We start from the raw sequence: 25,455 nt of genomic DNA on the forward strand, positions 1-25,455 counted from the left end.
CGGCGACATCGCCAGACGTCCCCTACGCGTTCTCCGGCACTCCGCTCGGCTGCTGGCCTCCAGCTCGGGCGCGGACAGCCGAGAGCACACCCGCCAGCACGAGCACGAGCGTGCCCGCGAGCGGCACCACGAGCAGTCCCACGCGCAAGCCCTCGGCGTCGGCGACGAGCCCGACGATGGGTGGAGACAGGAGGAATCCGAGGCGCATCAGCCAGCTAACGACGGTGAGGCCGGTGCCGGCTCTCAGGCCGGGCAGTTCGTCGGCGCCGTGCATCGCGGCGGGCACCAGCGTCGCGACGCCGAAGCCGGCGAGTGCGAAGCCCGCGATGGTGCCTGGTATCGAGGGAAACAGCAGTGCCGCGCCCATGCCCGCCGCCGTGGTCACGCCTCCTGTCCGGGCCACGGCACGCTGGCCGAACCTGTCGACGAGACCGTCGCCGAGCATCCGCCCGATGAACTGCGCTCCCACCAGCGCGATGAAGCCGAACGAGGCGACGGCGGCCTCGGCGCCGAGCGTGCCGGAAAGGTAGACGGCCGCCCAGGTACTGCCGGCGTCTTCGACGAGCGTGCCGCCGACGGCGATCAGGACGAGCGCCGCGATCATGAGCCAGATGCGACCGGGGACCCTCGCCCCGCGCCGTGCCGTGGAGTCGTCGGCCCGAGCGCCTTCTTCAGTGCGCTCGTCGGGCTCGATGGGCTCCGGGCCGGGGAGCGTGAAGCGCAGCGCCGTCAGCGCGACGACGGCGAAGAGCAGGGCCGAGATGCCCAGATGTACGCCACGCGGCACGTCGAGGCCCGCGGCGAGACCGCCCATGAGGCCACCGGTCACCGCGCCGATGCTCCAGACGGCGTGGAAGGAGTTGAGGATGGACCGGCCGTAGAGCCGCTGCACGCGCAGACCGTGCGAGTTCTGCGCCACGTCGGTGATGGCGTCCATGCAGCCAGCGAAGAAGAGCGCCCCGGCGAGCACCCCCCATGAGGGAGCGAGCCCCGCGAGCAGCACGCCCGCGCTGGTGAGCAGCGTGCCCGCCACGGCGACCCGCGACGACCGGAAGCGGCGGATGAGTGCTCCGGCGGCGAGCCCGGCCATCAGGGCGCCACAGGGGAACGCCGCGATGGCGAGCCCGTATTCGGCGTTGCTGAGCCCGAGGTCGGCCTTGAGCCGTGGGTAGCGCGGCAGCAGGTTGGCGAAGATCGCGCCGTTGGTGAGGAACAGCGCCGCGACGGCGGCGCGGGCCGCCCGGAGCTGGCGGGGTACCAGGGGAGGAGAGGGGGTCATGAGGGTCCAGGTTCAGCGTGAGAGGATGCGGCGCACGGCGTCACGCGTGATGGCGCGGTCGCGCGGGGTCGGGTCGAGACTGATGTGGATGAACAGCCCTTCGATCAAGGCGTCGAGCTCGTACGCCGTCCGGGCATCGACGAGCCGCTCGAGCACTTCGCGGCTCCGACGCATCCAGTCGTGGGTGAGCTGCCGGAAGGCGGGCTGGCGTGCGGCGAGTGTGTAGAGCTCGAGGCTGAGCACGAGGTCGTCCCGGCCGGTCGCGAGTTCATCGTGCACGAGGTGGACGACCGCCGTGGCCAGCGTGTCGAGATCGGTCGCCGCCTCGAGGCGCGCGGCGAAGCGCTCGCTCATGCGCGTGGCGAAGCGGGTGAACGCCTCGCGCAGCAACTCGTCCATGCTCGTGAAGTGGTAGGTCATCGAGCCAAGCGGCACCCCGGCGCGGTCGGCGACGCGACGGTGCGAGGTGCCGGCGACGCCGCCCTCGGCGATGACCGCGAGGGCGGCGTCGATGATTCGGTCGCGTCGATCGGGGTCGTGCCGGCGGGTCACCACTCGCGTCTCCTGGTTTCCGGGCAGGAGGGAGTGCCCGCGAAACAAGCCGTGATGTGTACGAACGTACACATCGGCCGGTGTCAGGACAAGACCCCGTGGATGCGTGGTGGCTGCTCGCTGCCGCACCGGGCGGTCGAGGCAGCGTCGGGTCGGGCCGGGCGCGACCCCAGGGCGTGGCCCGACCCTCCGCCTCTTCAGAGGGAGGGAGGCAGGAAGCGCGTCTTCGTGAGCTGCTCCGAGCGTTCCCACAGGGCGCGCGCGCCTTCGAGGTCACGCATCGACGGCCATGGCTCTTCTCTGCGCGCGGGGTCGGTCTTCCCCTTGCCCGGGCCGTAGACTTCGCCGCTCCGCACGTTCGCGCCCTCAGCCGCCTCGAGGGTCGGCAACGCACCGTTCGCCGCGGGCCGGCCGAACAGCGCGCTGATTCCGCGTGACACGACGCCCATCCACCCCGTGGGCTTCTGCTGCATCGGCGTCGCCGCCACCCCCGGGTGCGCGAGCACGCTCTTCACCGGCGAGCCCCTCGCGCGGAGCCGGCGGTCGAGTTCCGCGCCGAACAGCGCATTGGCGAGCTTGCTCTGCATGTACGCGGTGCCCTGGTTGTAGCCCTGGCTCGCGTCGAGGTTGTCGAGGTTCATCTTCCCCTTGCGGCCGAAGCCAGAAGACACCGTCACCACCCGCGGGTCGGTGCCCTTCTCGAGTTGCGGCAACAGCAACGCGGTGAGCAGGAAATGCCCGAGGTGGTTCGCGCCGAACTGCGCGTACACACCTTCGGCCGTCCTGCGCAGCGGCGCGGTGCCGAGGCCGGCGTTGTTGATCAGCACGTCCAGCCCGAGCTGCTTCGCGCCGAGCGCACGCACGCTGTCGAGGTCCGCGAGGTCGACCTGCTCGAGTTCGAGTACGGCCCTCGGGTGCTCACGGAGGAGCTCCGCCCGTGCTGCTTCTCCACGGCCAAGGTCGCGCACCGCCATGATGACGCGCTCGTTCTTCCCCGCGAGCGCGCGCACCGTTTCCAGACCGAGGCCGCTGTTGGCCCCTGTGACGAGATGGGTTCTCATAAGCGGATTATTAATCCGCTTCACGTGCGGTGCAACAAAAACGGATTTCGTATCCGTTTGCTCGTGCTAACCTCCAGGCATGGCCTCGAAGCGGTCGGACGCGAAGCAGAACCGGGCGCACCTGCTCGCCGTGGCGCGCGCCATGGCGAAGGACGGCGAGGTGCCTTCCTTCAACGAGCTGGCGAAGAAGGCCGAGGTCGGCGTTGGCACCGTGTACCGGCACTTCGCGGATCAACAGGCGCTGCTGGCCGGGCTGGTGGAAGAGCAGCTCGAGGACTTTCGAGCGTTCATCGAGCACGCGGTGGCGAATGAAGACGTCGACGCCGCACTCGAGGAGTTGTTCCGTGGAGCCGTCGAGCTCGTCGTTCATCGGCCGCTGGTGGCGAGGGTGCTCGCCGGCTCGAAGGACGAATTCCGCGCGATGGAAACGAAGGTGGAAGCCGTCGTCACACGCGCGAAGAAGGCGAAGGTGATCAGACCCGACGTGGGAGTGGGTGATTTCAAGCGACTGGTCTGCGGCATCGAGCTCGCGGCACGGGTGGGTCCGCAGCCAAGAGAGGCCGCACAGCGCTACGTGGAGATCGTTCTCGCCGGCATTCGCCTGTGAGATCGTGTCGTGAAGGAACACGCACGAAAAGTGTGTGAGGATTCTCTTCCCGTGCACCCTTCGAATCAACCCGGCGGTGCACGGACTGGAGACCCTCCGTGACGACTCAACGTGTGAACATCCTGGCGCCCGAGTTCCGGGCCGATCCCCATCCCCGCTATGCCGAGCTGCGCCGCAACGCGCCCGTCACCCAGGTGGAGCCCGCCGGGTTCTGGGCCATCTCCCGCTATGAGGACGTGGCTTTCGTCATCAAGAATCCCCAGCTCTTCTCCTCGCAAGGGTTCAAGGCGGCATGGCAGCCGGAGTGGGTGGGGTACAACCCGCTGGCCAACTCGATGCTCGTCCTGGATGGAGTGGGGCACGCCCGGATGCGCACCCTGGTGAGTCGGGCCTTCAATGCCAGCGCCATCAGCCGGCTGGAGGTACGCATCCGCCAGCTCGCCAACCGGCTCGTGGATGAGCTGGCGGAGAAGGGTGAGGCGGACGCCGTCTCCTCGTTCGCCATGCCGCTGCCCGCCTTCGTCATCGGCGAGCTGCTCGGGCTGGACGTCTCCCTCCATCATCGGTTCAAGGACTGGTCGGACGACATCACCAGTGTCACGCCCGTGCCCCACAATCCCGAGCATGCCCAGCGCACGCTCACCGCCATCACGGACGCGACGCGCTACATCTCCGAGATCATCGAGGCCCGCCGCCGCTCGCCCGCCGATGATCTGGTCAGTGATCTGATCCACGCGGAGGTGGAGGGTCAATCCCTGACGGATCGGGAGATCGTCGACTTCCTGGTGCTGCTGCTCATCGCGGGCCTGGAGACGACGGTCCACCTGCTGGCCCACTCCCTGCTCTTCCTGGCCGAGCGCCCGGAGGAGCAGGCCCGGTTGCGCGCGCAGCCCGCGCTGGTGCCAGGGTTCGTCGAGGAGATGCTGCGCTACGAGGCTCCCGTCCAGGCCTTGCTGCGCGTCGCCACCTCCGACGTGACGCTCTCCGGGGTGAAGATTCCCCAGGGGGATGTGGTGCTCGCCCTCCTCGCCTCGGCCAACCGGGACGAGCGCCACTACACCGAGCCCGATCGGTTCGATGTCCACCGAGGGCAGCCTGGCCTCTCCTTCGGGTATGGCATCCACTACTGCATTGGCGCGCAGCTGGCCCGGATGGAAGCGCGCTGCGGTCTGGAGGCGCTGCTCTCCCGCTTCAGCGGCTTCACACGGACCTCCACGGAGTTGAGCTGGGGCCAGGCCATCACGGTTCGTGGACCCCAACACCTGCCGCTCCGGTTCATCCCCGCCTGAGGCACGGGGTGCTCTGGGGTGGAGACCAGGACTCGAGCTCTCGGGAAAGAGCATGCTGCTTCACGAGCCGTCCCGCCGGGGCTCATTCGACGAGGGCGTGGCGGTAAACCGGATCGTCACCCGGAATCCATGGGGCCGCGGACTCTGGGGGGTCGGCGTTTCATTGCGGGCAAAGGCAATCGTCCACCCGCTTCGCTCACACACCTCACGGGCGATCGCGAGGCCAAGGCCGCTTCCCTTGGCATCCCGGGTTCGCGCGGTGTGTCCGCGAAAGGCGCGGGTCCCCAGCCGGGGAAGCTCGTCGGGAATGACACCGGGACCGTCATCCTCCACGACGACGCCGGTGGCGTCGAGCATGACCGAGACGTGGGTCCCCGGATCGCCGTAGGCGATCGCGTTGTCGAGGAGGTTCGTGAACGTCTGCTCGGTCGCGGTGGCGTCGCCTCGCACCTGCACGTGCTCGGCGAGGGTGCTCACGAGCTCGACTCCCCGGCGAAGTGCGAACGGCTGGGCGCGCTCGACGACCCGACGGAGGATGGCACTCACCTCGATGGGAGTCGCATCCAGTGCGGGGCGTGGCTCCCGCGCGCCGCCCACCGGGTCCCGAGGTTGGAGCCGCTCGGCGAGCCGAAGGTTGCTGGTGAGGGACTTCATGTACATGAGATCGCTGAGCGCCCGGCGGAGCGCGGGGAGCGCCTCCTCGGAAGTCTGTTCGGCGATCTCGTCGAGGGCGAGCTGCAGCGATGCGAGGGGTGTGCGAACGTCGTGGGTGAGCTCGGCCAGGAGCGCCTCGAGGGCGTCACCGCGCCCGCGCAGGTGCGTCGCATCGTCCAGGACACGAGCGTGGGCGTCGGCGAGCGCGCTGGCGACTGGCGTGGCCTCGGCGAGCACCACCGGGGGCGGCGTCCAGGCCGCGGTTCCGATCGATCGCGAGGCCTTCCCGAGCGCCTGGAGCTGCATCACGAAGGGACGCGCGACGAAGGCGATCACTCCGGCCGCGAGCGCCGCCCCCACGAGCGCCAATGAGGCGAGCAGCCACCCGCCGAGCGCGGTGTAGGCACGGCCAGCCGTCCGCCAATGCGCCTGGGCATAGGCGCAGCCGCCCGCGTCGGGAAGGGCGATGAGCACCCGCACCTCTCGCATGTCCGAGGTGCCCGTGCTCCGCTCACCGCGAGAGAGCCGCGCGAGCAGGTGCGTGTCGAGTGGCGGCGCCCCAGGCGTGAGCGCCTCGCCCCGGGCGCCGTGGAAATGAAACTCCAGCGCCTCGGAGAGTCTCGCGGTCGATGGACGGCCCTCCCGGCAGGCCTGGAGCGCCGACGACGGAATCGCCTCCGCCAGGACGGGAGCGAGCCGCTCGGCGGTGAGGCGCCGGGAAATGCCGCGACTGGCCACCAGCGCGAGGACAATCCCCAAGAAGGAAATCCCCAGCGTGGTGGCCAGCAGCCGGGGGACCGTCGCCACGCGTGTTCTCATCGCCCTGACTCCGTACGGGGGGCAGGGGGATCGAACCGGTAGCCGTGCCCCCACACGGTCCGGATCGCCGCTCCAACACTTCCCAGCTTCTTGCGCAGGCGCATGATGTGGACATCGAGCTGGCGAGGCGACGTTTCCTCGGGATCGGCGAGGGCGAGGGCGAGTTCGCTCCGGGCGAAGGCACGGCCGGGACGACGCACGAGCGCGGCGAGCAGCAGGAATTCCGTCGGGGTGAGCGAGACGGTGTCACCGTCCACCCGCACCTCACGCGCATCGAGGTCGATGGTGAGCGGACCAAAGCCGAGTGGAGCGCTGTTGGTTCCCACTGGAGCCGGACCCAGACGGGCGTGGATTCGCGCGAGCAGCTCCTCGACGAAAAAGGGTTTCGGGAGGTAGTCGACGGCTCCCTCCGCGAAGACCGCGATGCGTGTCTCGAGCTCGGTCTGCGCGGTGACGACGATGATCGGCGCTGGCGTGCAGGCCCGCAGGCGCTGGAGCACGTCGAGCCCCGAGAGTTCGGGGAGCATCAGATCCAGGACCACCAGCGCCGTCCCGGGCGCCCGCGCGAGCGCGAGGCCCCGCGGCCCATCGGTGGCGAGCGTCACCGAGAACCCAGCCCGCACGAGCGCGCGCACCACTGCTCCGGCGATCGCGGCATCGTCCTCGATCACCACGATGGATGGGGTTGGGGGCGCTGCCATGACTTACGACTATAGGCTCACCCCGCGGGGCCGGGCGAGGCACGCTCGCGTGCGAAGGGGGTGTTTCCGCTCGATCGCAACCGTTTCGAAAGATGCGCGCGGTAAAGCCTTCGCATGCCCACACTTCCTCGCTCGTCCCATGTGCTGCTCACGCTGCTCGCGCTCGCCACCGCGTGCGGCGGACCGCCGATGGCCAGCGGCATCGCCGAGACCTCTTCCTCCCTGACCGTGAAGAGCAATCTCACGCTCGCCTCGTTTCCCCACCTCATCGATCTCTACATCCCCGCCAATCCGAAGCGGGTCGTGGTGTTCTTGCATGGCGGGGGCGGGACGAAAGAGGGCGGCGCGGAGAATCTCGGACTTCGGATCGTGAATGGGACGGTGGTTTCCTACGACACCGCGTGGATGGCCACGCATGACGTCGCCTTCGTCTTTCCCCAAGGACAGGCGCTCACGGGAACGAACGGGCGGACCTGGCGCAACCATGTCATGGATTCCGGCGTCGATGACGTGGCCTTCCTCTCCGCGCTCGCCGGTGCGATCCGCGCGGGGACCCTCGACCCGGCGCTCCCGGCCACCGCCCGGATCGCCGTGAGCGGCCATTCCAATGGCGGCATGATGACCAACCGGCTCTGGTGCGAAGCACCCGCCTCCTTCGATGCCTTCATCGCCTTCGCGGGCCCCGCGTCGGTTCACCTGGGGGTGGGGGCCGATCATGCGTGCGTCCCGAGCGTCACCCGGCCCTATCTCGGCTACATCGGGGGCAAGGACACCGTGCTCCAGACCGATGGGCACTGGCTCGACTCCGTCTGGACGGTCAAGCCGATCCTCGCCAATACACCGGGCTTCGTCGATCCGAACCTCGTCAACGAGCTCACCTTCCACAAGACCATCCGCGTGCCGAGGACGTGCGCGGGGACCGTCCACACGCCAGTCATTGGCGGCGGGGGCGCCTGGACGACCTGGAGCGACTGCGACGGAGCGCTTCAGCTCGTCCGCGTCACCGAGGCCGATCACTGCATGTCCGGCGACAACTGCTCCCACACCTTCGAGAGCGACACGGGCCGCCGGATGATCGATGTGCTCACCGAGTTCTTCGTCGCGAAGGCACCGTGATGGCCCCTGGCGCGGCGGTCTCGGAGCAGGGTGGGTCCTCGCGTATCCTGGACGTGAACCGCGAAGGAGTAGCCCCGTGCTCAAACTGCACCACCTCGTGAACTCCCGTTCGCAGCGCATCCTCTGGCTCCTGGAAGAGTTGGGGCTCGACTACGAACTCGTCATCTACCCGCGCGACCCGAAGACGAACTTCGCGCCCGCCGAACTCAAGGCCATCCATCCGCTCGGCAAGTCTCCGCTCCTCGAGGACGACGGACGGGTGCTCGCCGAGTCCGGTGCCATCATCGACTCCGTCGTGCGCCGCCATGGTCAGGGCCGGCTCGCGCCCGCGCCGGACTCGGCCGAGTACGACGCCTACGTGCACTGGCTGCACTACGCCGAGGGCTCGGCCATGTTGCCCTTGATTCTCGGGGTGTACATGGGACGTCTGGGCGAGGCCGGCGCGCCGCTCAAGCCGCGCATCTCCAGCGAGGTGACGAACCACCTGGGCTACATCTCGGGAGCGCTCGGGAAGCGGGACTACCTGGTGGGCAACGACTTCAGCGCCGCCGACATCCAGATGAGCTTCGTGCTGGAAGTGGCGCGGTCCTCGGGCGCCCTGGCGCCCTTTCCCAATCTCGGCGCCTATCTCGAGCGGTTGCACGGCCGCCCCGCCTATCAGCGCGCCATCCAGCGTGGCGGCTCCCTCGACATGGGCGGCCAGGGCAAGCGCTAACGGCTCTCTTGTCGCGTCCATGTACTCCCCGCTTCCAGGGCGTCCACGCGCGGCACGAAGGAATTGACACCTTCAAGACGACCGGTCATATTGGGCATCGAGAGCACACTCAGGAGCACACCATGTCCGCCCAATCCACCGCCGTCACCGCCAAGAACCAGTTCGTCCAGGGCGCGAACGGAGTCCGCTACGCCTACCGGCGGTTGGGGGCAGCTTCCCCTTCCGTGCCACCGCTGGTCTTGTTGCAACACTTCCGCGGCAACCTCGACAACTGGGATCCCGCGTTCGTCGACACGCTGTCCGCCAGTCGCGAGGTCATCCTGTTCGACAACGTGGGCGTGGGCCTGTCCAATGGACCCGTGCCGAGCACGGTCGCGCAGATGGCGCGCGACGCGATCGCGTTCCTCGATGCCTTGAACGTGACGCAGGCCGACCTGCTCGGCTTCTCGCTTGGCGGCTTCATCGCGCAGGAAATCGCGTTGATTCGCCCCGTGCTGGTCCGACGGCTCGTGCTCGCCGGCACGGGCCCGAAAGGGGCGCCCGGGATGCATGGCTGGCGGCAGGACATCACCGCTCATGCGCGCCGCCCGGAGCCGAGTGGGGAGGATCTGCTCTACATCTTCTTCGCCCATACCCAGACCAGCCAGGCCAGGGGCGTCGAGTTCCTCGGCCGCTTCATGCAGCGCGGCGTGGAGCGCGACCAGCCCAGCTCGCTGGCCGCCCGCGATGCGCAGTACGACGCGATCCTGGACTGGGGTATTCCCGACCACGGCCAGCTGCAGCGCCTGACCGCCATCCAGCAGCCCACGTTCGTCATCCAGGGGGATGATGACCTCATGATCCCGACCCGGCTCAGCCACCTCATGGCCGGGCTCATCCCCAACGCCAGGATCAAGATCTACCCGGACTCGGCACACGCCTTCCTGTTCCAGTACCCGGCGGAGGTCGCCGGGGACGTCAACGCCTTCCTGTCGGCGTGAGGGGGGGCCCAGTACGTTGGCCCAGGGAAATTCGCGTTACGCCCGTAACTCGTATGCTCTGGGGCGCACGAGCTCCCAGGAGCATCTCCATGTCAGGCAAGAAGGCATCGAAGCTGAACACGAACCTGGTCGCGGCCATCGAAGACACGGATGCCGAGGCGGTGGCGAAGCTGCTGGCCGCCGGCGCCGATCCCAACTCCCGCGACAGTGATGGCGCGCCGGTGCTGCTGCGGGTGGCCTCCGAGGAGGAGCTCGCGCTCGTGGAGCTGCTGCTCGGCGCGGGCGCGGAGGTCGATGCGGTCGACGCGCTCGGGATGTCGCCTCTGATGTATGCCGTCCTGTCCGGGAACATCGAGGTAGCGGAGCGGCTGATTGCCAGCGGCGCCGACGTCAACCATCAATGCGACGACGACCTGGGCAACACCGTGCTGACGCTGGCGCTGGACAAGAACGAGCTCCCGGGCGAGCCCTCCGCGGCCATGGTGGAGAAGCTCCTCCGCGCGGGGGCGAATCCGAACACCCCCAACGCGGTCGGCTGGCCTCCGCTCCATCGCGCGGCCAGCTTTCCGGACCTCTCCCTCATCGAGCTGCTGCTCGCGGCCGGAGCGGACGTCAAGGCGCCGAGGTCGAGTGGGTATCACGCCATCGACACCGCGCAGGCCCATGGCCAGCACGAGGTGGTCAAGCGCCTGCTCGCGGCCGGAAGTCCCTCGCTGGAGGAGACGGCGACCGCGCGGATGACGGAGGTCTGGACGCGCATCGAGGCGCGGTACGCGGAGCACTGCGCGCCGTACGCCGAGGCCTTGAGGAAGGCCCAGCGCGCGGCACCAGAGGAGCTCGCCGCCCTGGAGCAGGCCCTCGGAACCGGGCTGCCCCCGGACCTCCGTGCCTTCCTGCTGCGCTTCGGAGGTGGTGGAGCGCATCCGCCCGGGGGCGCAGGCGTCTTCGAATACTCCGGCATGAGCGTGGACCTCCTCCTGTCGCAGTGGAAGGGGCTGGCGGAACTCCGGAAGCAAGGCTCCTTCGAGACGGCCACGCCTCACGAGCTGCCCGAGTCGGACCGAACCCTGCGGTGGACCTGGTGGCACCCCGGCTGGGTTCCCTTCGCCCGCGACAGCGGGGGCAACTTGTACTGTGTGGACCTGGCGCCCGGCCCCGAGGGGACCCGCGGGCAGGTGTTCAAGTGGGAGAGCCACGACGGGCCCCTCCCTCCCATCCGGGAATCGCTCCAGGAGTTCTTCGAGTGGTACCTGGATCAACTCGAGGAGGGGAGGTTCACCTTCGACGGTGAAACCCTGTTCCGCGGCTGACCGTCACGTGAGCCCGCTTCGCATTGCAGGATGGGCACACCCCTCGTCACCAGGGCACACGCTACCGCCAGGCGTCCACGAGACTCCGTGGTGTGAATGCACTTCCAGTGGATCAAGCCGGGGTTAGAGTGCGTGCCCATGCCGTCTTTCGACTCGAACCTCTTCCCCCTCTGGCTCGTCCAGGTCCTGTGTGCGCTCTTCCTGGCCATCACCTTCCTCCAGTCCGGCCTCGACAAGGTCATCGACTGGAAGGGAAACCTGGGGTGGCTCACCGGACACTTCTCCAAGAGCCCGCTGCGCGGCGTGGTGCCGCTGCTGCTGGCCACCCTCACGGTGCTGGAGCTGGCCGCCGGCGCGCTGAGCGCGGCCGGGGTCGCGTTCCTGGTGCTCTCTGGCGCCACGCGGGTGGCCATGTGGGGCGCGGCCCTCTCGGGGCTCTCCTTCGTGGCCCTCTTCTTCGGCCAGCGCATGGCCAAGGACTACGCGGGCGCCGCGGGCCTGGTTCCCTACTTCCTCGTCTCCCTGGTGGGCCTGCTCACCCTGCGCGGCTGAAACACCCTGACATCTTCCTCACCCCAGGTGGGCCTTCAATTCGTCGGCGGCGGACTTGAGGATCTCCCGGGAGAGCTTGTCGTCGTTCACCGCGCGGGCCATGGACACGGCGCCGACCAGCGTGGAGAGCGCGGTGATGGCCTTCTTTCTTCTCGCGGGTTGGGTGTCAGCGGCGATCAGCCGGGTGAGCAGCTCCAGGTACGTGCCCACCTGCTGTGTATAGGCGGACCTCGCCCGGTCGTTGCTGCGGGCCACGTCTCCGGCGAGGGTCGTGACGGCACAACTGGTCGCCAGATGATCGCGGTGCGCCGCGCTGAGGTAGCCATCCACCAGCGCCGCCAGGGGGGACTGCGAGCTGTTCGTCAGGACGGCCGTCGCCCGCTTTCCTCCATCCTGTAGCGCGCGCTCGATCGCTTCGGCCACCAGCTCGTCGCGCGAGGCGAAGTGCCGGTAGAAGCCGCCGTGCGTCAGGCCGGCCTCCTTCATGAGCTCTGCCACGCCGATGCCGTCGATACCCGCTTCGCGGAACCGCGCGGCGGCGATCCGCACGATGTGCTCGTGACTCTCTGCCTTGTCTTCCCGTGAATGGCCCATCCGAAAAATACCTCCTGCTGCTGGCTTGACAAGGAGGATGACGGTCGTCATCCTGGTTCATGTGGATGACGGTCGTCATCCTGATTGTCTTGCCGCGATCGAGTCCACCATCGCCCGAAGTGACGAGGAGCACCCCATGCCCATGATTGATGTGTACGCCGTTGCGGGAACCTTCGGCAACAAACGCGAGCTGACCCAGGCGCTCAACGCGGCGCTGATGAAGTGGGAGAAGGTTCCCAGGATCCCGCTGTTCCTGGACAATACCGCCGCGTTCATCCACGACCTGCAACCCGACGCGCTCGCCACGGCCCGGGGAGACAGCAACTACGTCCGCGTCCAGATCCTGACCCCGGTCGGGACGCTCGACCGCGAGAAGAAGCTTGGCGTGGTCAAGGAGCTGACCGACATCATCGCCTCCGCGGCGGGGGATCCCAGCCTCGTGGAGCGCACCTGGGTCCTCATCGCCGAGGCACCGGACGGGGGGTGGGGCATCGATGGGCACGCCTACACCAATGCCGAGATCGCCGAGGCCGCTCGCCGCGAACTCTCGGGAAGGTAGCGTTCACAGGAGACGATGGGACGCGAGGCGATGGTGTCATCGCTTGCACCCATGCCAGCGTCCCGCCCTTGTTCAGGGGCTCCATCCTCGCCGCTGCCAAGGCGGCCGGCTCGCCACTCGCGGCTTCCACTCAGCAGTCGTTGCCCTCCAGTGGGATGCCCGCCAGGCGTCGTGCCCGGCGGGCGCGCTGGGGGATATCCGAGCCCCGGAGTCAGCTCAGTCGCCGTAGACCTGGGTTTCGTAGAACGATGCCGCACCACCGCTCGAGCCCGTCACCGTCACGCGCACGTAACGATACTTCGTGGTACTCGGCAGCGTGTCGTAACTCACGCCCGGGGTGGTATTTTTCGTCTTGTCCACCACGGTCGTGTATTTCGCGTCGTCGTTGCTGACCTCAATCTTGTATTTATAGGCGATCGTGGAGTTCTGATACCAGTGGGTCACGATCGAGCGCAGGGTCCTCTCCGAGCCGAGATCCACGCGCCACCACTGCGGGAAGGTGCTCGTCGAGGCGCTCCAACGGTCGGCGGTGCTGCCGTTGTTGCCTTTACCCGAAGTGTTCGAGCCGTCGGAGGAGCTGGTCGTGACCGCTCTGCCCTGCGAGAGCAGGGTATTGGTCGTCTGCGCACCGGCTTCGAGCTGGACGGCGTCATACATGATGCCATAGGCGGGCCAGACCGGGCGCTCGCCAGTGTATGTGCCCGAGCCTGATTTGCGGACGGTAATGGAGACCGTGTTCTGGCCGGCGTGGAGGAGACTGGCGTCGAACGTGATGGGATAGACCTGATACTCTCCCCGCAACACGGCATCCCGATACAACGCCGCATCATCAGACGTATAGACTCCGCGATAGGTGTCCGGCGAGATATCGGTTCCGTTCACATACACATGGAATGCACCAAGGCCGGATGCGCCCGCGAGCGCCACCGTCAAAGTGCATGGGTTGGGCGGAACCGCTGGCAGGTTGAAGTTGATGTTCCACTTGTTCGAATGGTAGAGACCATCCGGTCCGGCGACGACTGGCTGCGCATAATACCAGTCGTCGTTCGTGCTGCTGCCCACGGTGTAGGTGAGCTCGTCGCTACCCATTTCATCGTAATACCGGAACCACAGGCCAAACTGCCGGGGCAGATTGCCGAAGCGGAACTCACCGGCGGAACGATTGGGTGTCCCCACGCGGAACAGCCGCTGCTGTTGCTGCGGCGGATTCCACGTCAACGTGCCCAGATCGGTCGTCGTGTTGGCGGTCACGGTCACGTTACCGAGTTGATAATCTCCCAGCACGCCGGGCACGTAGGCGTAGAGGGTGTAGGTGTGCGGGCGCAGCTTCGGCACGGTGAAATGGCCATTGGCATCCGCCTGGGTGGAGTAGATGTAGTTCATCGCGCCCTGGAAGATCCAATCCATGCCCGGATCCGCCACGACGATCTGGGCGTTCGCGGTGGACTGTCCCGGGATCTTCAGCGTCCCCGTGATCGTGCCGCGATTGCGGGGATATACGCTCTCGCTGACCGCCAGCCAGGAGTAGGGCCAGGCGGCCACTTCCTGCGCGCCTTTCGTCTGCGCATCCTGCAGCAGCGCCGTGTGGCTGGTGCCGGTGTTCGCGTAGACCAGATACGGGCCATAGATCTTCTGCCAGACCTTGCCTGTCGGGAGGGTCTGGTCGGGGCCCTCGCCGCTCCCGTGGTTTTCGTTCGTGTTGATGTTCATCCCCATGCCTTGCACCGCCCCGCGCAGCTTCGTCGGGCCACCATTCAGGTATTCCTGGCTGCCGTTGAGGATCCAGATTCCATACTGGTCATTCGCGATGCCAAACGTGTTCAGCGACGAAGTCTCCGGGCCGGAGTAGACCGCCCAGTCATACTTGGTCCAGGTCGGCTTGAGATTGTAGTTCAGGCCGATCATCCCTTGCGGATTGGGCGTGTAGTCAGATTCGGGCTGCTGCCCGTTGTGAACTTCGTGATCGTGGCGTTGGCCTTGGTGACCGTGGCCGAGACGAGGCCGTTGGACAGGACGACATAGGTGCCGTAGTCCGTCAGCGTGACGTTCTGTGCCTCCGCAATGGAGGCCAGGCCAACCATTGCAACTAACGCCGCTACCAGGAGGCGAGCTGTCGGGATGCTTTACATATGCACCTCCTCGTGAGGATGAGACGGAGAGGGTCTTGTGGCTCAGGCTTTGTACCCGCTTGGGGGAGAGCGGGAGTCGAAGTCACGAAGACCGCAATTGGGTCTCCCCTGGCCGGTGGGATGGACCGGGACCACATGTGCCGTGTCAGTTTACGTGAAACGCAAGGTCCGTACTAGCTGGGAAGGTAATATTTCCATTTATTTCTGCTCTATCTGGATGTGGAGAATCTCCCCAAGCGAGTTCTGGTGTGGTGAAATGCTCCTCAGGGCGAGACAGGAGATGCAATGACCCAGCACGACTCATGGTTGCAGCTGTCCAGACGGGCACTGCTCGGACGACCCGATGCCTCCGGCGCCAGCCGCCGGGCGATCGAGGATCTCATCATCGCGTACGCCTGGCTCATCGATACGGGAGACTTCGCCGGAGTGGGTGCCCTGCTCGGTGCCGGTATCGTCACCGGCGGCGGCCCACCGATGACCGGCGCCGCGGCCATCGAGCAGTTCTACCGTGACACTCTCATCCTCTACGAGGATGGTACTCCCAAGACCCGCCACATCGTCAGCAACATCCTCGTCGATGTCGACGACGAGGCGGGGACCGCCATCGCCCGCTCCTCCTTCACCGCTCTGCAGGCCGTGTCCGGTCTGAGCCTGCAGCCGATCGCCGCCGGCCGCTACGACGACCGCTTCGAGCGCCGTGACGGGAAGTGGTGCTTCGTGGAGCGGCGTATGCACACCGAGCTCGTCGGCGACCTCACCCACCATCTGCAACCAGCGGTCCTGCGGCGCATATCCTGGCCGGGTTAGCCCGTTCGCGCGGAGCGTCCCTCCACGGGTGGGATACCTTCCGCGCGAGTCAACGCCGCCAGGACTCTGGCGGTATGCCGATGCATGGCGGCACTTCACCCGCGCCGGCGAACCGGTGACATGCGAGTCACCGATATGCAACCGATGCACTGTGTTCAGGCATGGGTATCAAGATGCAATGGCCTCCTCGCCACGACGAGCCATGTCACTCCGCCGAGCAGGACCTTCCCTCCTGTCCGATGGGGCTGGCATTCGCGGGCAACCTCCTCCTCCCACGCCCGTTGTGTCTCCGGCGGCAGCTCCTCCACGATCTTCGCCACGGGGCCCCCCAGCTCGCGAATCCATCGCACGACTCCTGTTCCATCCTCGGCTTCCATCACGGGCACATGCATGGACTCGACGTGCTCCATGACGAACCCGGTGCGCGTCAACAACGGGCGCAGCAACTCGGGGTCGGAGAAGCGGAACACGCTCGGGGCCTCGGGCTCGACAGGGGGAAGCGGACGGAAGCGGGCCAGGCTCCTGCGCGGCAGCGATGCGTACTCGACCTGCCCGGGCCCCGCCCAACATGCGCACACCAGGGGAGCGGATGGACGGAGCGCCCGCCAGAGCCGCTCGAGTGCCCGCTCGGGCCGGGGCATGTACATCAACGCCCAGCGCACGGTCGCCGCATCGAAAGACTGCTCCGGCACCTCGAGCATTTCCGCATCTGCGGTACGAAACTCGATGTTCGAGAGGGCCTGGGCACGTGCCTTCTCCCGTGCGACCTCCAGCATGCCGTCGGACAGGTCCGTTCCCAGCACGAAGCCGGAGGGGCCCACCCGGTGCGCGGCGCGCAGGGAAGGCTCGCCCATCCCCGAAGCCACATCGAGCACCCTCATGCCCGGCCGAAGGCAGGCCAGATCGAGCATCCGTTCGCTGACGGACGCCGTGAGGCGGGACTCCATCTCATCGTATCGGCGGACGGTGGCGAGGTGCTCGGCCCACCAAGTCTGCTGTGGTGGTCTCTGGGTTGTCATGTCTTTTTCACCGGTCTGGGAAACTCATCGGGCAGGAGTGTGCGCAGCAACTCGTCGTCGGGGCCGAGTGGACGCCAGCCTGGCGGCGGTGGTGAGGCGAGGAGTGCATCGCTGGCCTGGTCGACGCACTCCTTATGGGTTTCTGGGGTGTAGGCAAACCACGAGCCGAGTGCCTTGGCGACCTTGAAACGGTTGGCGTCGTCCATCACTGCTGGCCAACCGCCGGGGACGCTTTGAGACCACAGGCGCACGAATACATCACGCACAAAGCGCGTGACCTGCTTGCGCTGCTCCGCCTCGGCGAGCAGCCCGCGCAACACCTGCACCCCGGCGATGTCGTCCTCGCCAAGCTCCTTGGCCAGAGCCACCAGAGAAGCGGTGGGGCGCGCATCCGCGAAGGCAGTGAGCGAATCGTAACCACGCTCGCGGACTCGCTCGTACAGGCGGACCGCCCAGTTGCCAGTCCAGGACCGCTCCTCGCTCATTATTCTCTCCAAGGAATGAAGTTCAGACTTCCTCGTCAGGTAGGAGCGTTCGTAGCAACTCGTCGTCAGGCCCGAGCGGGCGCCATCCGGGCGGTGGTGGCGTGGCTCGGAGCGCCGCCTTGGCCTGCTCGACGCGCTTCTGATGAGTCTCTGGCGTGTATGTGCCCCAACGGGAGACTGCCACGGCAACCTTGAAGCGGTTTGCATCATCCATCACGGTCGGCCAGCCGTTTGGGAGTGCTTCGGCCAGCTCGCGCACGAGTTGGCTGCGCACCAAACGAGAGAGCCGACGACTCCGCTCCGCCTCGGCGACCAGCCCACTGAACACCTGCACTGCGGCAATGTCATCCTTGCCAAGCTCCTCGGCCAGCTCCAGCAGCGAGGCGGTAGGATACGCCTCGGTGAAGGCGGTGAGCGAATCATAACCTCGCTCGCGGACCCGCTCATATAAACGCACCTTCCAGTTACCTTCCCAGGAACGGTCCTTGCTCATCTTCCACCCCAACGCGTGAAATTCATCGGGAGCTTGTACTCTTCATATACCTCGCGACGATGCCCAGGACTTCGTTTCGCGTCAATGTTCGCCCAGCTTCGATCTCGGCGTCGCATGGCTTTTCCCCTGGCCGAGGAACTCCGGGAATGGTTCTATCGCTTTGAACTGACGGGCCCCATCATGCCATACCGCCACGGAGGTCAGGTGAGATGACGAAGTTCTACCGGCTCCGAGCGCCAAGACAATCACGGTACACAGGTCACCTCAGCGCCACTCACAAGTGGGCCCTTCCCGGGCTGAGCTGCCCTGAATGCAAAGCCACCTGGGCCGGGGGCTTCACCGCGTACCCGGGCGTGGACATGTCCGCCATCCCCGAGCGCGGCGAGTACGAGACGCCCAGGCCGGAGCCATTCGACGAGTTCACGCGGCTACGTGAGCGGGTGCGGCCCCTCGTGCCTCCCGAGAGCCCGTTGCTGCCTGGAACGAGATTCGGCCCACTGGTGGGCACGGCCACCGGCACCTTCAGCCCGCTATTTTTCCACTACGTCGAGATGCCATTGGTGCATCCCGAGGCACTGGAGCGGCTGCGGGCCGCAGGAGTGCGGGGCTTGCGAGGATTCCGAACGGAGCTGAGCTTCCGGCAGAAGAACCCCCCCGAGTTGCTGGAGTTGGAGATTCCTCCCCATGGCCGTCTGCACCCGGACTGCACGCCGGAGCGGCCCCCCAAGTGCCCCAAGTGCGGCTGGGACGATTTCGCCTTCCCGGAGGACCCCATCCTGGATGCAGCGTCGCTTCCGGCTCACATTGATCTGTTCCGGCTGAGCGACTTCGAGACCATCTTCATCGCCACCGAGCGCTTCGTGGACACGGTGAGGCGCCTGAATCTGACGGTGAGGCGCCTGAATCTGGAGGAGATCGACTTCCGCGAACTGCCCACGCGCTGAGGTAGACTGTCCGGGCGCCACATGGCTCATCGCAAACGGGCCGACGAAAACACCGCCCGTGTCCGCAGGTTGGGGGGCGACTGGTAGGGAGCAAAGTGCTGGTACGAGTTCTTTAACACCTTCCAGGGTGGAAGAGGGACCGAACTTTATCCCTCATAACGTGCCCTTCGTCCTCCTGTGCTCGATAAGTTCATCCAAGAGTTCTTCAAGTGCGTTGAGCGACATTATCAACTCCATACCAGCGAATTCATCTCCCTTGTCATTCGTCACCAAGATCCACTCTTCTTGGGATGCTTGGGCGGCGATAAGCCAGTCGACGGTCGCGCTGTAGCGCTTACCTCTCTTCTTGAGTTCCTCCGAATCCGTCAGCCCGAGACTCTTAACGTAGCGCAATCGCTTCGCCTCACGCCAAGCATCAATGTCGGGAAATTTCCCGGCGATCCGTTCGGCGGAGCGCTCGGAATGACGCTTCTCGAAAGCGACAACGTGAAGTCCCTTGTCCTGAAGGCCTTGATCAACCACGGAAGCATCATAGCGCATGCCCCTCTTAGAGAGTTTTTGCCGGATGTCGAGAAGCATCTCCATGTGAACGATGGCCGGTACGCATAAACGAAGGTTGAGCCCTCTCGGACCTGCATTGAGTTGATTGACGCGATTGCAGAGTTCAGTCAGGCGCCTTCCTGCCCCAAACATTGCGTTTGTGTCGAGAGCAAGGGAGACTTCGCCTGCACGGATACGCGCTTCAGGACTGTTCATCGCCGTCATCACCCGGTTCTTCATCGAGTATCATCGCGAACTGCTCATCCGAGAGCATCTCGACGCGATTTTCACGCTCAAGAAACATAACCCCCCCACCATTGGGTAGGCCCAACACCTGACGGATGCGCTCGGGCACGCGGACGATTCCATCCGTCGAGAGGTAACAATTGGCCGCGTTCATGCCAGGAGGAGTAACCTCTTGTGGAAAGCCAACGGCGAGTCGCGCCTGCTCGACCTTTCGCTTGGTCACTACTGGTCCCTTGGGAGTGCGCTCCATCTGGTAGAAAAAGGGACCCGACTCGAACGCGGGTGAGTGGCTTGTCAGGAAAATCTGGCTGGGTCCACCAAGAACTCCCACGAGCTTCTGTTTGAACACATCCCGGAGTCGTTCCTGAAGCGAGTAGCGGAGATTGAGTTCTGGCTCTTCAATGGAAACGATGGTCGCATTGGTCATCAGCAATAGGCCAACCAATGAGACACACTGTTGTACGCCAGAGCCTAGCAGGTGCAAGGGCATGCGTGCAAAAGATGTCTGATAGGATAGGTTTGCCTTGTTTTTATGTCTGTCGTAAATGGCAATAAACATGCCGTCGCCAAGAATGTCGGAAAAGGCACTCATGGCGTCCAGGAATTTTTCCCATCTCCGAGCCTGCTCAAGCTCTGGAGATTCCTTTGCATCATAGAGCTTGAGGGCAAGCTCTGAACTTGGGAGCCGCTCCACATCAATCAAGGCGAAGCGTTCAATCTGCTGCTTTTGAAACAAAGGATTCCAGGTTAGAAACGACAAGAACTGACGGAGGAAATCCCTGGTGGGGATGGCCGGGTGTGCGCCTTGTTGTTTGACTCGGAGCTTGAAAGACACGACATCGAAATAATCGTCGAGCACGAAGCTTTTCAAACTGAATAATACGTTGCCGACTTCTCTACGAAGCTCTATTTCGATACTTGCTTGATGAGTATCTGCCTCCGTCTCAAGACCTGCCCTGAGTAGTTCGTCCTCGTCGGTCTCAATCACCGTTTTCAAGGTGATAGGCTTGGGGCTCTCAAGGTTGAAAATCTCCGTTGGTTCAAAGCCCATTTCTTTAAGCCGGGTGCTCACATCTACGGACAGTTCTCCGACGGGTAGCCAATCGCCAAGCCGTGTACCTACCAGCGCGAAAAAGACCTGAATGGCCTGAAGCAGATTGGACTTGCCCACGTTGTTAGGCCCGTGGATGACGTTGATGGGACCCAGTTCCTCCAGTTTCACGGGCTGCGTCAGATTCTTGAATCCCTGAACTTCAAAGGTGCGGAGTCTCATCTTGATGACCGCGAGGGCAAGGGGTTTACGACCGTCCCGCCTGCTTACTCCATGCACCCACCTTTCGGCCACCGTGCTCGTAGGGGGGCGGTGTCGTAGTGTTCGCCTCCCATGTCTCAGCCCTGCCCTCTCGTTGAGCTGAGCGAAGAGCTCTGCTCCACCCGTGCTGACCTGCTCCTCTACACCTTCCTGGGCAATACGAGGATGGCTAGGAGGCCACGCTCATAGGCGGGGAACTGGCCATGCGTACGCCTCATTGGCGCCGCCCTCCAGGAACTGATCCTGCCTCGTTTGAGTGGCTCCACCGCATTTCATGTGGTTCCGCAGCCGCTGATAGGACGGCCACCCTCGTGAAGCCAGTCGAACGAGCGCATGGGAATCCCACAACCTGTGGGAGAGCCACTCAAACGGAGCAGGCGCATGCGCGAGCATAGCCCTAATGCTGCGGCTGGGCGCAGGTGAAGAGGTCGCGCATCACCTTCTTGGCCTCGGCGATGAGCGCGGGGCCCTTCACCTCGGCGCCGAGCTTCACCAGCAGCTTCATGTCCGGAGTGAGCCGGTAGTAGCCCTTGGATTTCTGCACCAGCGCGAGCAGCTTCGCTCCATCCAGCAGCGCGTCTCCGCCCAGAATCACCGACAGTCGGCCCGGTCCACCTTCCAACCCACGCAAGCGCAGCTCGCGCATGTCGATCTTCACCAGTGCCTGCTCGCAGAGATTGTCCACCTCGTCCGGCGCCTCGCCGAAGCGGTCCACCAGCTCCGAGCGCAGGTCCTGTACCTCGTCTGGCGTGCCCGCCTGGCTGAAGCGCTTGTAGAACACCAGCCGCTGGTGCACGTCCGCCACGTAGTCGTCCGGAATGAGCGCCGCCATGGGCAGCGTCACCTCGGGCTCGATGCTCACCTGGGGTGGCTCGCCCCGCACCTCGGACACCGCCTCCTCGAGCAACTGCGCATACATGTCGAAGCCGATGGCCGAGATGGAGCCCGACTGCTCGGCACCCAGCAGGTTGCCCGCACCGCGGATCTCCAGGTCATGGCTGGCGATGGAGAAGCCCGCCCCCAGCTCGGTGAAGCGTTGCAGCACCTCCAGCCGCCGCTGCGCGTCCTTCGTCACCGTCTTGCGCGCCGGCACCAGCAGGTACGCATAGGCACGCTCGCGCGAGCGCCCCACGCGTCCGCGCAACTGGTAGAGCTGCGCCAGCCCGAACGTGTCCGCCCGGTCGACGATCATCGTGTTGGCGCTCGAGATGTCGATGCCGCTCTCGATGATGCTCGTGCACAACAGCACCTGGTACTTCTTCTCGGTGAAGTCGAGCATCACCTTCTCGAGCTGCCCCTCGCCCATCTGCCCGTGCGCCACGCCGATGCTCACCTGCGGCACCAGCTCGCGCAGCCGCGTCTCGGTGGCGGGCAGTGACTCCACGCGGTTGTGCACGAAGAAGACCTGGCCGCCACGGGCGATCTCCCGCTCGATGGCCTCCTTGATGGTGGCCGGGTCGTACTTCATCACGAAGGTGCGGATGGCGCGCCGGTCCTGCGGCGGCGTGGCGATGATGCTCATCTCCCGCACGCCCGACATCGCCATGTGCAGCGTGCGCGGAATGGGCGTGGCCGACAGCGTCAGCACGTCCACCTGCGAGCGCAGCCGCTTGATCTGCTCCTTGTGTTTCACCCCGAAGCGCTGCTCCTCGTCCACCACCAAGAGCCCCAGGTCCTTGAACGCCACGTCCCCGCCCAGGAGCTTGTGCGTGCCGATGAGGACGTCCACCTTGCCCTCCTTGGCGCGCTTGAGCAGCTCTCGCACCTCGGCGGGCTTCTTCAGGCCGGAGATGACCTCCACCGTGACGGGGTAGTCCTTGAAGCGCTTCTTGAACGACAGGTAGTGCTGCTGCGCCAGCACCGTGGTGGGCACCAGCACCGCCACCTGCTTGCGATCCAACGTGGCCTTGAAGGCGGCGCGCATGGCCACCTCCGTCTTGCCATAGCCCACGTCACCGCAGACCAGCCGGTCCATCGGCTCGCTCTTCTGCATGTCCGCGAGCACGTCCTCGATGGCCTTGGCCTGGTCGGGTGTCTCCTCGAACTCGAAGTCCGCCTCGAACTGGGCGAAGTAACGGTCCGGCGGCGTGAAGGCGTGGCCCGGGTGCGCTCGGCGCGCCGCCGCGATGTTGAGCAGCTCCGCCGCCATCTTGAGCAGCTGCTCCTTGACCTTCTTCTTCGTCTTCTCCCAGGACGTGGTGCCCAGCTTGTCCAGCGTCACCTGGGCGGGGTCGCCTCCGGTGAACTTCTGGATGAGCCGCATGCGCCCCACGGGCAGGTAGATCTTGTCCTTGCCCGCGTACTCGAGCACGAGGAAGTCCCCGGGCACGTTGTTCACCTGCATCTTCGTCAGGCCCTGGTAGCGCCCGATGCCGAAGTCGGTGTGGACGATGAGGTCGCCTTCCTTGAGATCCTTGAAGCCCGCGGCGAAGGCATCCAGGCTCTTGGAGCGCCGCGCACGGCGGCGCGAGCGGGCTCCAAAAATCTCTTCGTCCGACAGCAGCGCGAAGCCCCCGGCTCCCGGGTCCACGAAGCCGTGGCTCACCTCGAGCGTGAAGAGATGGGCGGAGATGGCGGGATCGTAGAGCCGGGCGGCGTCCGCGAGCGGCTCGGTGTGCACGCGCACCATGACGTTGCGGTCGAGCAGCAGGCGCTTGAGCCGGTCCGCCTGGCTCAGAGTGCCGCACGCCACGGCGCAGGGGATGTGGTTGTCTCTCCAGCGCTGGAGCCGTTCGATGAGCGGGGTGAGCGCGCCCTCCTCTCCGTGGTGCGCCAGGATGGCCTCGCGCACGTCCTGCGTCGTGCCGTAGGGGAAGAGCACGGGGGGCTCGCCCTGGGAGAGCGACAGGCCTCCGCCCTCCATTACCCGGAAGGCGCGCAGCCGCTGCTCGGCCTGCTCCCGGGTGAGGAAGTGCTCCTCGGGGGGCAGGGTGAGCTCCTGGCGCTCGTTGGCGGACTGGGACGCGCGCGCGAGGTCGGCCCACAGGTCCTCGGCGGCGCGCTCGAGGCTCAGCGGATCATCCAGGTAGAAGAGCGGTTCGGCGCTCCACTGCGCCAGGTAGTCGAAGACGGTGCCGAGTCCTCCCGGGAAGAAGCCGGGCAGGAGCCCCTCGAGCCCGAAGCCGGGCAGTCCCTCGTGGAGGGCGTCGAGCTGCTCGCGCAGCTTCGTGGTGGGCAGGTTGATGCGATCGGCCACGGCGCGCGCGGCCGCCTCGGCGTGTCCGCGCGTCTGCTCGGAGAAGATGACCTCGCGCGCGGGCAGGAGGATGATCTCCTTGAGCGAGTCCACGGTGCGCTGGGTCTCCGGATCGAAGACGCGGATGGACTCGATGGTGTCGCCGAAGAACTCGATGCGGATGGGCTTGTCGTGGAGCGGGCCGAAGATATCGACGAGGCCGCCGCGCACGGAGAACGTGCCCAGGTCCTCGACGAGGGGGCTGGACTGGTAGCCCATGTTGGCGAGCTTGCGCGCCAGCTCGTCGCGATCGAAGTCCTGACCCACGGACAGCCGCTCGGACAGCTCCTTCATCACCTTGGGGGGCAGCACCTTGCGCAAGAGCCCGCGCAGGGACAGCACGAGCGCGGGAAAGCGCGTGCCCTGGTTCAGGTGGAAGAGCGCGCCGAGCCGGTCCGCGACGACGTCCGCGTCCGGGGACAGCTCGTCGTAGGGGAGGATCTCGTCCGCGGGGAGCCGCAGGACGCGGGGCTCGCGGGGCGTGCCCGGGCCTCCCAGGAAGAAGGCGAGATCGTGGGCGAGGGCGTCCGCGGCCTCCTCGTCGGGAGCGATGCACACCAGGGGCGCCTTGAGGGTACGTAGCAGCCGGGCGAGCGCATGGCCGCGAGCCGCCCCCTGCAGTCCCTGGGTACGGACGCGCTGGCCGGGGCGCAGCAGCTCCACGACGCGCGCCACGGGGTCACCGGCCACTGGAGGCGCTCGGAGGCCCTCCGCATCAAGCTTCTGGGTAAAAGGAGTGTCCATCCGGAGGTGCGAGCAAGCGCCTTCCGGTAATTAGGAGCCGAACTCCGGGGGGTCAACGGAAGAGCGCGGGAAGCGATGGGTGGAGGTCACCCAGAGTCCCAGGCGTCCGACCACCTACGCGTGCACCACGTGGAAGTCCTCGTCGTCGTCATCCCCTCCGCTCCCCCCGTCCTTTTCACCGTTCCCACCGCCCTTGGACAGCGAGGTGCCCGTGGGCTGGGCGTCCGCCGGGCCCGGGCGAGCGGCCGAGCGGTCGGACAACCGCGAGGCGAAGGTCAGGGCGAGCAGGGAGACGAGGGCAAAGGTCAGCGTGCGCATGGGTGTGCCTCCTGGCCGGCGAGGACGCCGGGGTCCACGGAGATATTCAGCCCCGGGCGGATCAGCTCTTCTGGAACCCGCGGACGTACGCCACGAGGGCGTCGATCTGTTGAGGGGTGAGCTTGTCCTTGTAGCCCTTCATCTTCTTGTTGTCGTGAGAGCCCTCGGCGATGACCTCGCGGATCTGCGCGTCCGTCCTGGATTTCTGCCAGGAGGGCAGGGACAGGTCCTGAATGGCCTCCTTCTTGCCCATCTGGGTCTGCGCCTTGCCGTCCGGGCCATGGCAGGACTTGCACTTGGCCGTCCACGTCTCGGCGACGGTGTCCTCCTGGGCCTGGGCGGCGGTGGCCGCGAGGGAGAGCATCAACAGGGCGAACCGGAACTTCATGTGGGAC

General features: G+C 66.1%; 26 protein-coding genes. 10 read left to right on the plus strand and 16 right to left on the minus strand.

What is annotated here, in order from left to right; genetic code table 11:
- Positions 1-22: 22 nt before the first annotated feature.
- The 3 genes from CYFUS_RS06830 to CYFUS_RS06840 form a co-directional block, all read right to left on the minus strand.
- Positions 23-1,279 carry an MFS transporter gene (locus CYFUS_RS06830; RefSeq protein ID WP_095984499.1) on the minus strand — a complete coding sequence of 419 codons (1,257 nt, stop codon included), beginning with the start codon at positions 1,277-1,279 and terminating at the stop codon, positions 23-25.
- Between the two features lie 12 nt (positions 1,280-1,291).
- Positions 1,292-1,834, minus strand: coding sequence for a TetR/AcrR family transcriptional regulator (locus tag CYFUS_RS06835; RefSeq protein WP_095984500.1), 543 nt, complete (start codon positions 1,832-1,834; stop codon positions 1,292-1,294).
- A 194-nt stretch (positions 1,835-2,028) separates the two neighbouring features.
- Positions 2,029-2,892 (minus strand): SDR family NAD(P)-dependent oxidoreductase, encoded by an 864-nt coding sequence (locus tag CYFUS_RS06840; RefSeq protein ID WP_095984501.1) that lies wholly within the window; start codon positions 2,890-2,892, stop codon positions 2,029-2,031.
- A gap of 142 nt (positions 2,893-3,034) precedes the next feature.
- Between CYFUS_RS06840 and CYFUS_RS06845 the strand changes: the two genes are divergently transcribed.
- Together CYFUS_RS06845 and CYFUS_RS06850 are read left to right on the plus strand one after the other, a co-directional pair.
- Positions 3,035-3,499: a TetR/AcrR family transcriptional regulator gene (locus tag CYFUS_RS06845; RefSeq protein WP_157758292.1), complete on the plus strand. Its 465-nt coding sequence runs from the start codon at positions 3,035-3,037 to the stop codon at positions 3,497-3,499.
- A gap of 98 nt (positions 3,500-3,597) precedes the next feature.
- Positions 3,598-4,788 carry a cytochrome P450 gene (locus CYFUS_RS06850; RefSeq protein WP_095984503.1) on the plus strand — a complete coding sequence of 397 codons (1,191 nt, stop codon included), beginning with the start codon at positions 3,598-3,600 and terminating at the stop codon, positions 4,786-4,788.
- Positions 4,789-4,848: 60 nt separating this feature from the next.
- On the opposite strand, the gene CYFUS_RS06855 is transcribed toward CYFUS_RS06850, so the two are convergent.
- Complete coding sequence (locus CYFUS_RS06855; RefSeq protein ID WP_095984504.1) at positions 4,849-6,249, minus strand: sensor histidine kinase; 1,401 nt, start codon at positions 6,247-6,249, stop codon at positions 4,849-4,851.
- A gap of 8 nt (positions 6,250-6,257) precedes the next feature.
- Complete coding sequence (locus CYFUS_RS06860) at positions 6,258-6,962, minus strand: response regulator transcription factor (RefSeq protein ID WP_095984505.1); 705 nt, start codon at positions 6,960-6,962, stop codon at positions 6,258-6,260.
- Positions 6,963-7,076: 114 nt separating this feature from the next.
- On the opposite strand from CYFUS_RS06860, the gene CYFUS_RS06865 reads away from it, so the two are divergent.
- The 5 genes from CYFUS_RS06865 to CYFUS_RS06885 all read left to right on the plus strand — a co-directional run bounded on the left by CYFUS_RS06865 (position 7,077) and on the right by CYFUS_RS06885 (position 11,635).
- Complete coding sequence (locus CYFUS_RS06865) at positions 7,077-8,078, plus strand: alpha/beta hydrolase family esterase (RefSeq protein WP_095984506.1); 1,002 nt, start codon at positions 7,077-7,079, stop codon at positions 8,076-8,078.
- 76 nt (positions 8,079-8,154) lie between these two features.
- Positions 8,155-8,793, plus strand: coding sequence for a glutathione S-transferase family protein (locus CYFUS_RS06870; RefSeq protein WP_095984507.1), 639 nt, complete (start codon positions 8,155-8,157; stop codon positions 8,791-8,793).
- A 122-nt stretch (positions 8,794-8,915) separates the two neighbouring features.
- Complete coding sequence (locus CYFUS_RS06875; RefSeq protein ID WP_095984508.1) at positions 8,916-9,773, plus strand: alpha/beta fold hydrolase; 858 nt, start codon at positions 8,916-8,918, stop codon at positions 9,771-9,773.
- 89 nt (positions 9,774-9,862) lie between these two features.
- Positions 9,863-11,083: an ankyrin repeat domain-containing protein gene (locus CYFUS_RS06880; RefSeq protein ID WP_198316483.1), complete on the plus strand. Its 1,221-nt coding sequence runs from the start codon at positions 9,863-9,865 to the stop codon at positions 11,081-11,083.
- A gap of 138 nt (positions 11,084-11,221) precedes the next feature.
- On the plus strand, positions 11,222-11,635 hold the full coding sequence (locus tag CYFUS_RS06885; RefSeq protein ID WP_095991846.1) for a DoxX family protein: 414 nt from the start codon (positions 11,222-11,224) through the stop codon (positions 11,633-11,635).
- An 18-nt stretch (positions 11,636-11,653) separates the two neighbouring features.
- On the opposite strand, the gene CYFUS_RS06890 is transcribed toward CYFUS_RS06885, so the two are convergent.
- Positions 11,654-12,229 carry a TetR/AcrR family transcriptional regulator gene (locus CYFUS_RS06890; protein WP_095984510.1) on the minus strand — a complete coding sequence of 192 codons (576 nt, stop codon included), beginning with the start codon at positions 12,227-12,229 and terminating at the stop codon, positions 11,654-11,656.
- Between the two features lie 37 nt (positions 12,230-12,266).
- On the opposite strand from CYFUS_RS06890, the gene CYFUS_RS06895 reads away from it, so the two are divergent.
- On the plus strand, positions 12,267-12,788 hold the full coding sequence (locus tag CYFUS_RS06895) for a tautomerase family protein (protein ID WP_095984511.1): 522 nt from the start codon (positions 12,267-12,269) through the stop codon (positions 12,786-12,788).
- A 216-nt stretch (positions 12,789-13,004) separates the two neighbouring features.
- Here the strand turns inward: CYFUS_RS06895 and CYFUS_RS06900 are convergent, their stop codons facing one another.
- Positions 13,005-14,693 (minus strand): polysaccharide lyase family protein, encoded by a 1,689-nt coding sequence (locus tag CYFUS_RS06900; RefSeq protein WP_095984512.1) that lies wholly within the window; start codon positions 14,691-14,693, stop codon positions 13,005-13,007.
- Entirely contained in the window at positions 14,690-14,869 is a 180-nt protein-coding gene (locus CYFUS_RS06905; RefSeq protein ID WP_095984513.1) for a hypothetical protein, read from the minus strand. Before CYFUS_RS06905 ends, CYFUS_RS06900 begins: the two co-directional genes overlap by 4 nt.
- A 333-nt stretch (positions 14,870-15,202) precedes the next feature.
- Here CYFUS_RS06905 and CYFUS_RS06910 point away from each other — a divergent pair, with 333 nt between their 5' ends.
- Positions 15,203-15,724, plus strand: coding sequence for a nuclear transport factor 2 family protein (locus CYFUS_RS06910; protein WP_095984514.1), 522 nt, complete (start codon positions 15,203-15,205; stop codon positions 15,722-15,724).
- 155 nt (positions 15,725-15,879) lie between these two features.
- Here the strand turns inward: CYFUS_RS06910 and CYFUS_RS06915 are convergent, their stop codons facing one another.
- The 3 genes from CYFUS_RS06915 to CYFUS_RS06925 are packed head-to-tail and all read right to left on the minus strand — an operon-like array spanning position 15,880 to position 17,721.
- Positions 15,880-16,743, minus strand: a complete 864-nt coding sequence (locus CYFUS_RS06915; protein ID WP_095984515.1) for a class I SAM-dependent methyltransferase — start codon at positions 16,741-16,743, stop codon at positions 15,880-15,882.
- Positions 16,740-17,228 (minus strand): NUDIX hydrolase, encoded by a 489-nt coding sequence (locus CYFUS_RS06920; protein ID WP_095984516.1) that lies wholly within the window; start codon positions 17,226-17,228, stop codon positions 16,740-16,742. The genes CYFUS_RS06915 and CYFUS_RS06920 overlap by 4 nt, the downstream gene beginning before the upstream one ends.
- Before the next feature lie 22 nt (positions 17,229-17,250).
- Complete coding sequence (locus CYFUS_RS06925; protein WP_095991847.1) at positions 17,251-17,721, minus strand: NUDIX hydrolase; 471 nt, start codon at positions 17,719-17,721, stop codon at positions 17,251-17,253.
- 209 nt (positions 17,722-17,930) lie between these two features.
- Here CYFUS_RS06925 and CYFUS_RS06930 point away from each other — a divergent pair, with 209 nt between their 5' ends.
- Entirely contained in the window at positions 17,931-18,665 is a 735-nt protein-coding gene (locus CYFUS_RS06930) for a double-CXXCG motif protein (protein ID WP_095984517.1), read from the plus strand.
- Positions 18,666-18,818: 153 nt separating this feature from the next.
- On the opposite strand, the gene CYFUS_RS06935 is transcribed toward CYFUS_RS06930, so the two are convergent.
- The 5 genes from CYFUS_RS06935 to CYFUS_RS06955 all read right to left on the minus strand — a co-directional run bounded on the left by CYFUS_RS06935 (position 18,819) and on the right by CYFUS_RS06955 (position 25,448).
- The gene (locus CYFUS_RS06935) at positions 18,819-19,445 is read right to left on the minus strand and encodes a type II toxin-antitoxin system VapC family toxin (RefSeq protein ID WP_157758293.1); all 627 of its coding nucleotides are present in this window, start codon (positions 19,443-19,445) and stop codon (positions 18,819-18,821) included.
- Entirely contained in the window at positions 19,408-20,673 is a 1,266-nt protein-coding gene (locus tag CYFUS_RS06940; protein WP_157758294.1) for an ATP-binding protein, read from the minus strand. The genes CYFUS_RS06935 and CYFUS_RS06940 overlap by 38 nt, the downstream gene beginning before the upstream one ends.
- 487 nt (positions 20,674-21,160) lie before the next feature.
- The gene (mfd, locus tag CYFUS_RS06945) at positions 21,161-24,742 is read right to left on the minus strand and encodes a transcription-repair coupling factor (protein WP_095984520.1); all 3,582 of its coding nucleotides are present in this window, start codon (positions 24,740-24,742) and stop codon (positions 21,161-21,163) included.
- Between the two features lie 114 nt (positions 24,743-24,856).
- Positions 24,857-25,060: a hypothetical protein gene (locus tag CYFUS_RS06950; RefSeq protein WP_095984521.1), complete on the minus strand. Its 204-nt coding sequence runs from the start codon at positions 25,058-25,060 to the stop codon at positions 24,857-24,859.
- 61 nt (positions 25,061-25,121) lie between these two features.
- A complete protein-coding gene (locus tag CYFUS_RS06955) occupies positions 25,122-25,448 on the minus strand; it encodes a c-type cytochrome (RefSeq protein WP_095984522.1) in 327 nt (108 codons plus the stop codon).
- Between the last annotated feature and the right edge of the window lie 7 nt (positions 25,449-25,455).

The organism is Cystobacter fuscus (assembly GCF_002305875.1).
Taxonomy (GTDB): Bacteria; Myxococcota; Myxococcia; order Myxococcales; family Myxococcaceae; genus Cystobacter; species Cystobacter fuscus_A.

What these genes read in the sequence shown, in the direction of transcription:
- CYFUS_RS06830 (WP_095984499.1), bottom strand. Translation starts at nt 1,279, where the DNA reads ATGACCCCCTCTCCTCCCCTGGTACCCCGCCAGCTCCGGGCGGCCCGC.
- CYFUS_RS06840 (WP_095984501.1), bottom strand. Translation starts at nt 2,892, where the DNA reads ATGAGAACCCATCTCGTCACAGGGGCCAACAGCGGCCTCGGTCTGGAA.
- CYFUS_RS06845 (WP_157758292.1), top strand. Translation starts at nt 3,035, where the DNA reads ATGGCGAAGGACGGCGAGGTGCCTTCCTTCAACGAGCTGGCGAAGAAG.
- CYFUS_RS06860 (WP_095984505.1), bottom strand. Translation starts at nt 6,962, where the DNA reads ATGGCAGCGCCCCCAACCCCATCCATCGTGGTGATCGAGGACGATGCC.
- CYFUS_RS06865 (WP_095984506.1), top strand. Translation starts at nt 7,077, where the DNA reads ATGCCCACACTTCCTCGCTCGTCCCATGTGCTGCTCACGCTGCTCGCG.
- CYFUS_RS06875 (WP_095984508.1), top strand. Translation starts at nt 8,916, where the DNA reads ATGTCCGCCCAATCCACCGCCGTCACCGCCAAGAACCAGTTCGTCCAG.
- CYFUS_RS06880 (WP_198316483.1), top strand. Translation starts at nt 9,863, where the DNA reads ATGTCAGGCAAGAAGGCATCGAAGCTGAACACGAACCTGGTCGCGGCC.
- CYFUS_RS06885 (WP_095991846.1), top strand. Translation starts at nt 11,222, where the DNA reads ATGCCGTCTTTCGACTCGAACCTCTTCCCCCTCTGGCTCGTCCAGGTC.
- CYFUS_RS06890 (WP_095984510.1), bottom strand. Translation starts at nt 12,229, where the DNA reads ATGGGCCATTCACGGGAAGACAAGGCAGAGAGTCACGAGCACATCGTG.
- CYFUS_RS06895 (WP_095984511.1), top strand. Translation starts at nt 12,267, where the DNA reads ATGACGGTCGTCATCCTGGTTCATGTGGATGACGGTCGTCATCCTGAT.
- CYFUS_RS06900 (WP_095984512.1), bottom strand. Translation starts at nt 14,693, where the DNA reads ATGATCGGCCTGAACTACAATCTCAAGCCGACCTGGACCAAGTATGAC.
- CYFUS_RS06905 (WP_095984513.1), bottom strand. Translation starts at nt 14,869, where the DNA reads ATGGTTGGCCTGGCCTCCATTGCGGAGGCACAGAACGTCACGCTGACG.
- CYFUS_RS06910 (WP_095984514.1), top strand. Translation starts at nt 15,203, where the DNA reads ATGACCCAGCACGACTCATGGTTGCAGCTGTCCAGACGGGCACTGCTC.
- CYFUS_RS06915 (WP_095984515.1), bottom strand. Translation starts at nt 16,743, where the DNA reads ATGACAACCCAGAGACCACCACAGCAGACTTGGTGGGCCGAGCACCTC.
- CYFUS_RS06920 (WP_095984516.1), bottom strand. Translation starts at nt 17,228, where the DNA reads ATGAGCGAGGAGCGGTCCTGGACTGGCAACTGGGCGGTCCGCCTGTAC.
- CYFUS_RS06925 (WP_095991847.1), bottom strand. Translation starts at nt 17,721, where the DNA reads ATGAGCAAGGACCGTTCCTGGGAAGGTAACTGGAAGGTGCGTTTATAT.
- CYFUS_RS06930 (WP_095984517.1), top strand. Translation starts at nt 17,931, where the DNA reads ATGACGAAGTTCTACCGGCTCCGAGCGCCAAGACAATCACGGTACACA.
- CYFUS_RS06935 (WP_157758293.1), bottom strand. Translation starts at nt 19,445, where the DNA reads ATGAAGAACCGGGTGATGACGGCGATGAACAGTCCTGAAGCGCGTATC.
- mfd (WP_095984520.1), bottom strand. Translation starts at nt 24,742, where the DNA reads ATGGACACTCCTTTTACCCAGAAGCTTGATGCGGAGGGCCTCCGAGCG.
- CYFUS_RS06950 (WP_095984521.1), bottom strand. Translation starts at nt 25,060, where the DNA reads ATGCGCACGCTGACCTTTGCCCTCGTCTCCCTGCTCGCCCTGACCTTC.
- CYFUS_RS06955 (WP_095984522.1), bottom strand. Translation starts at nt 25,448, where the DNA reads ATGAAGTTCCGGTTCGCCCTGTTGATGCTCTCCCTCGCGGCCACCGCC.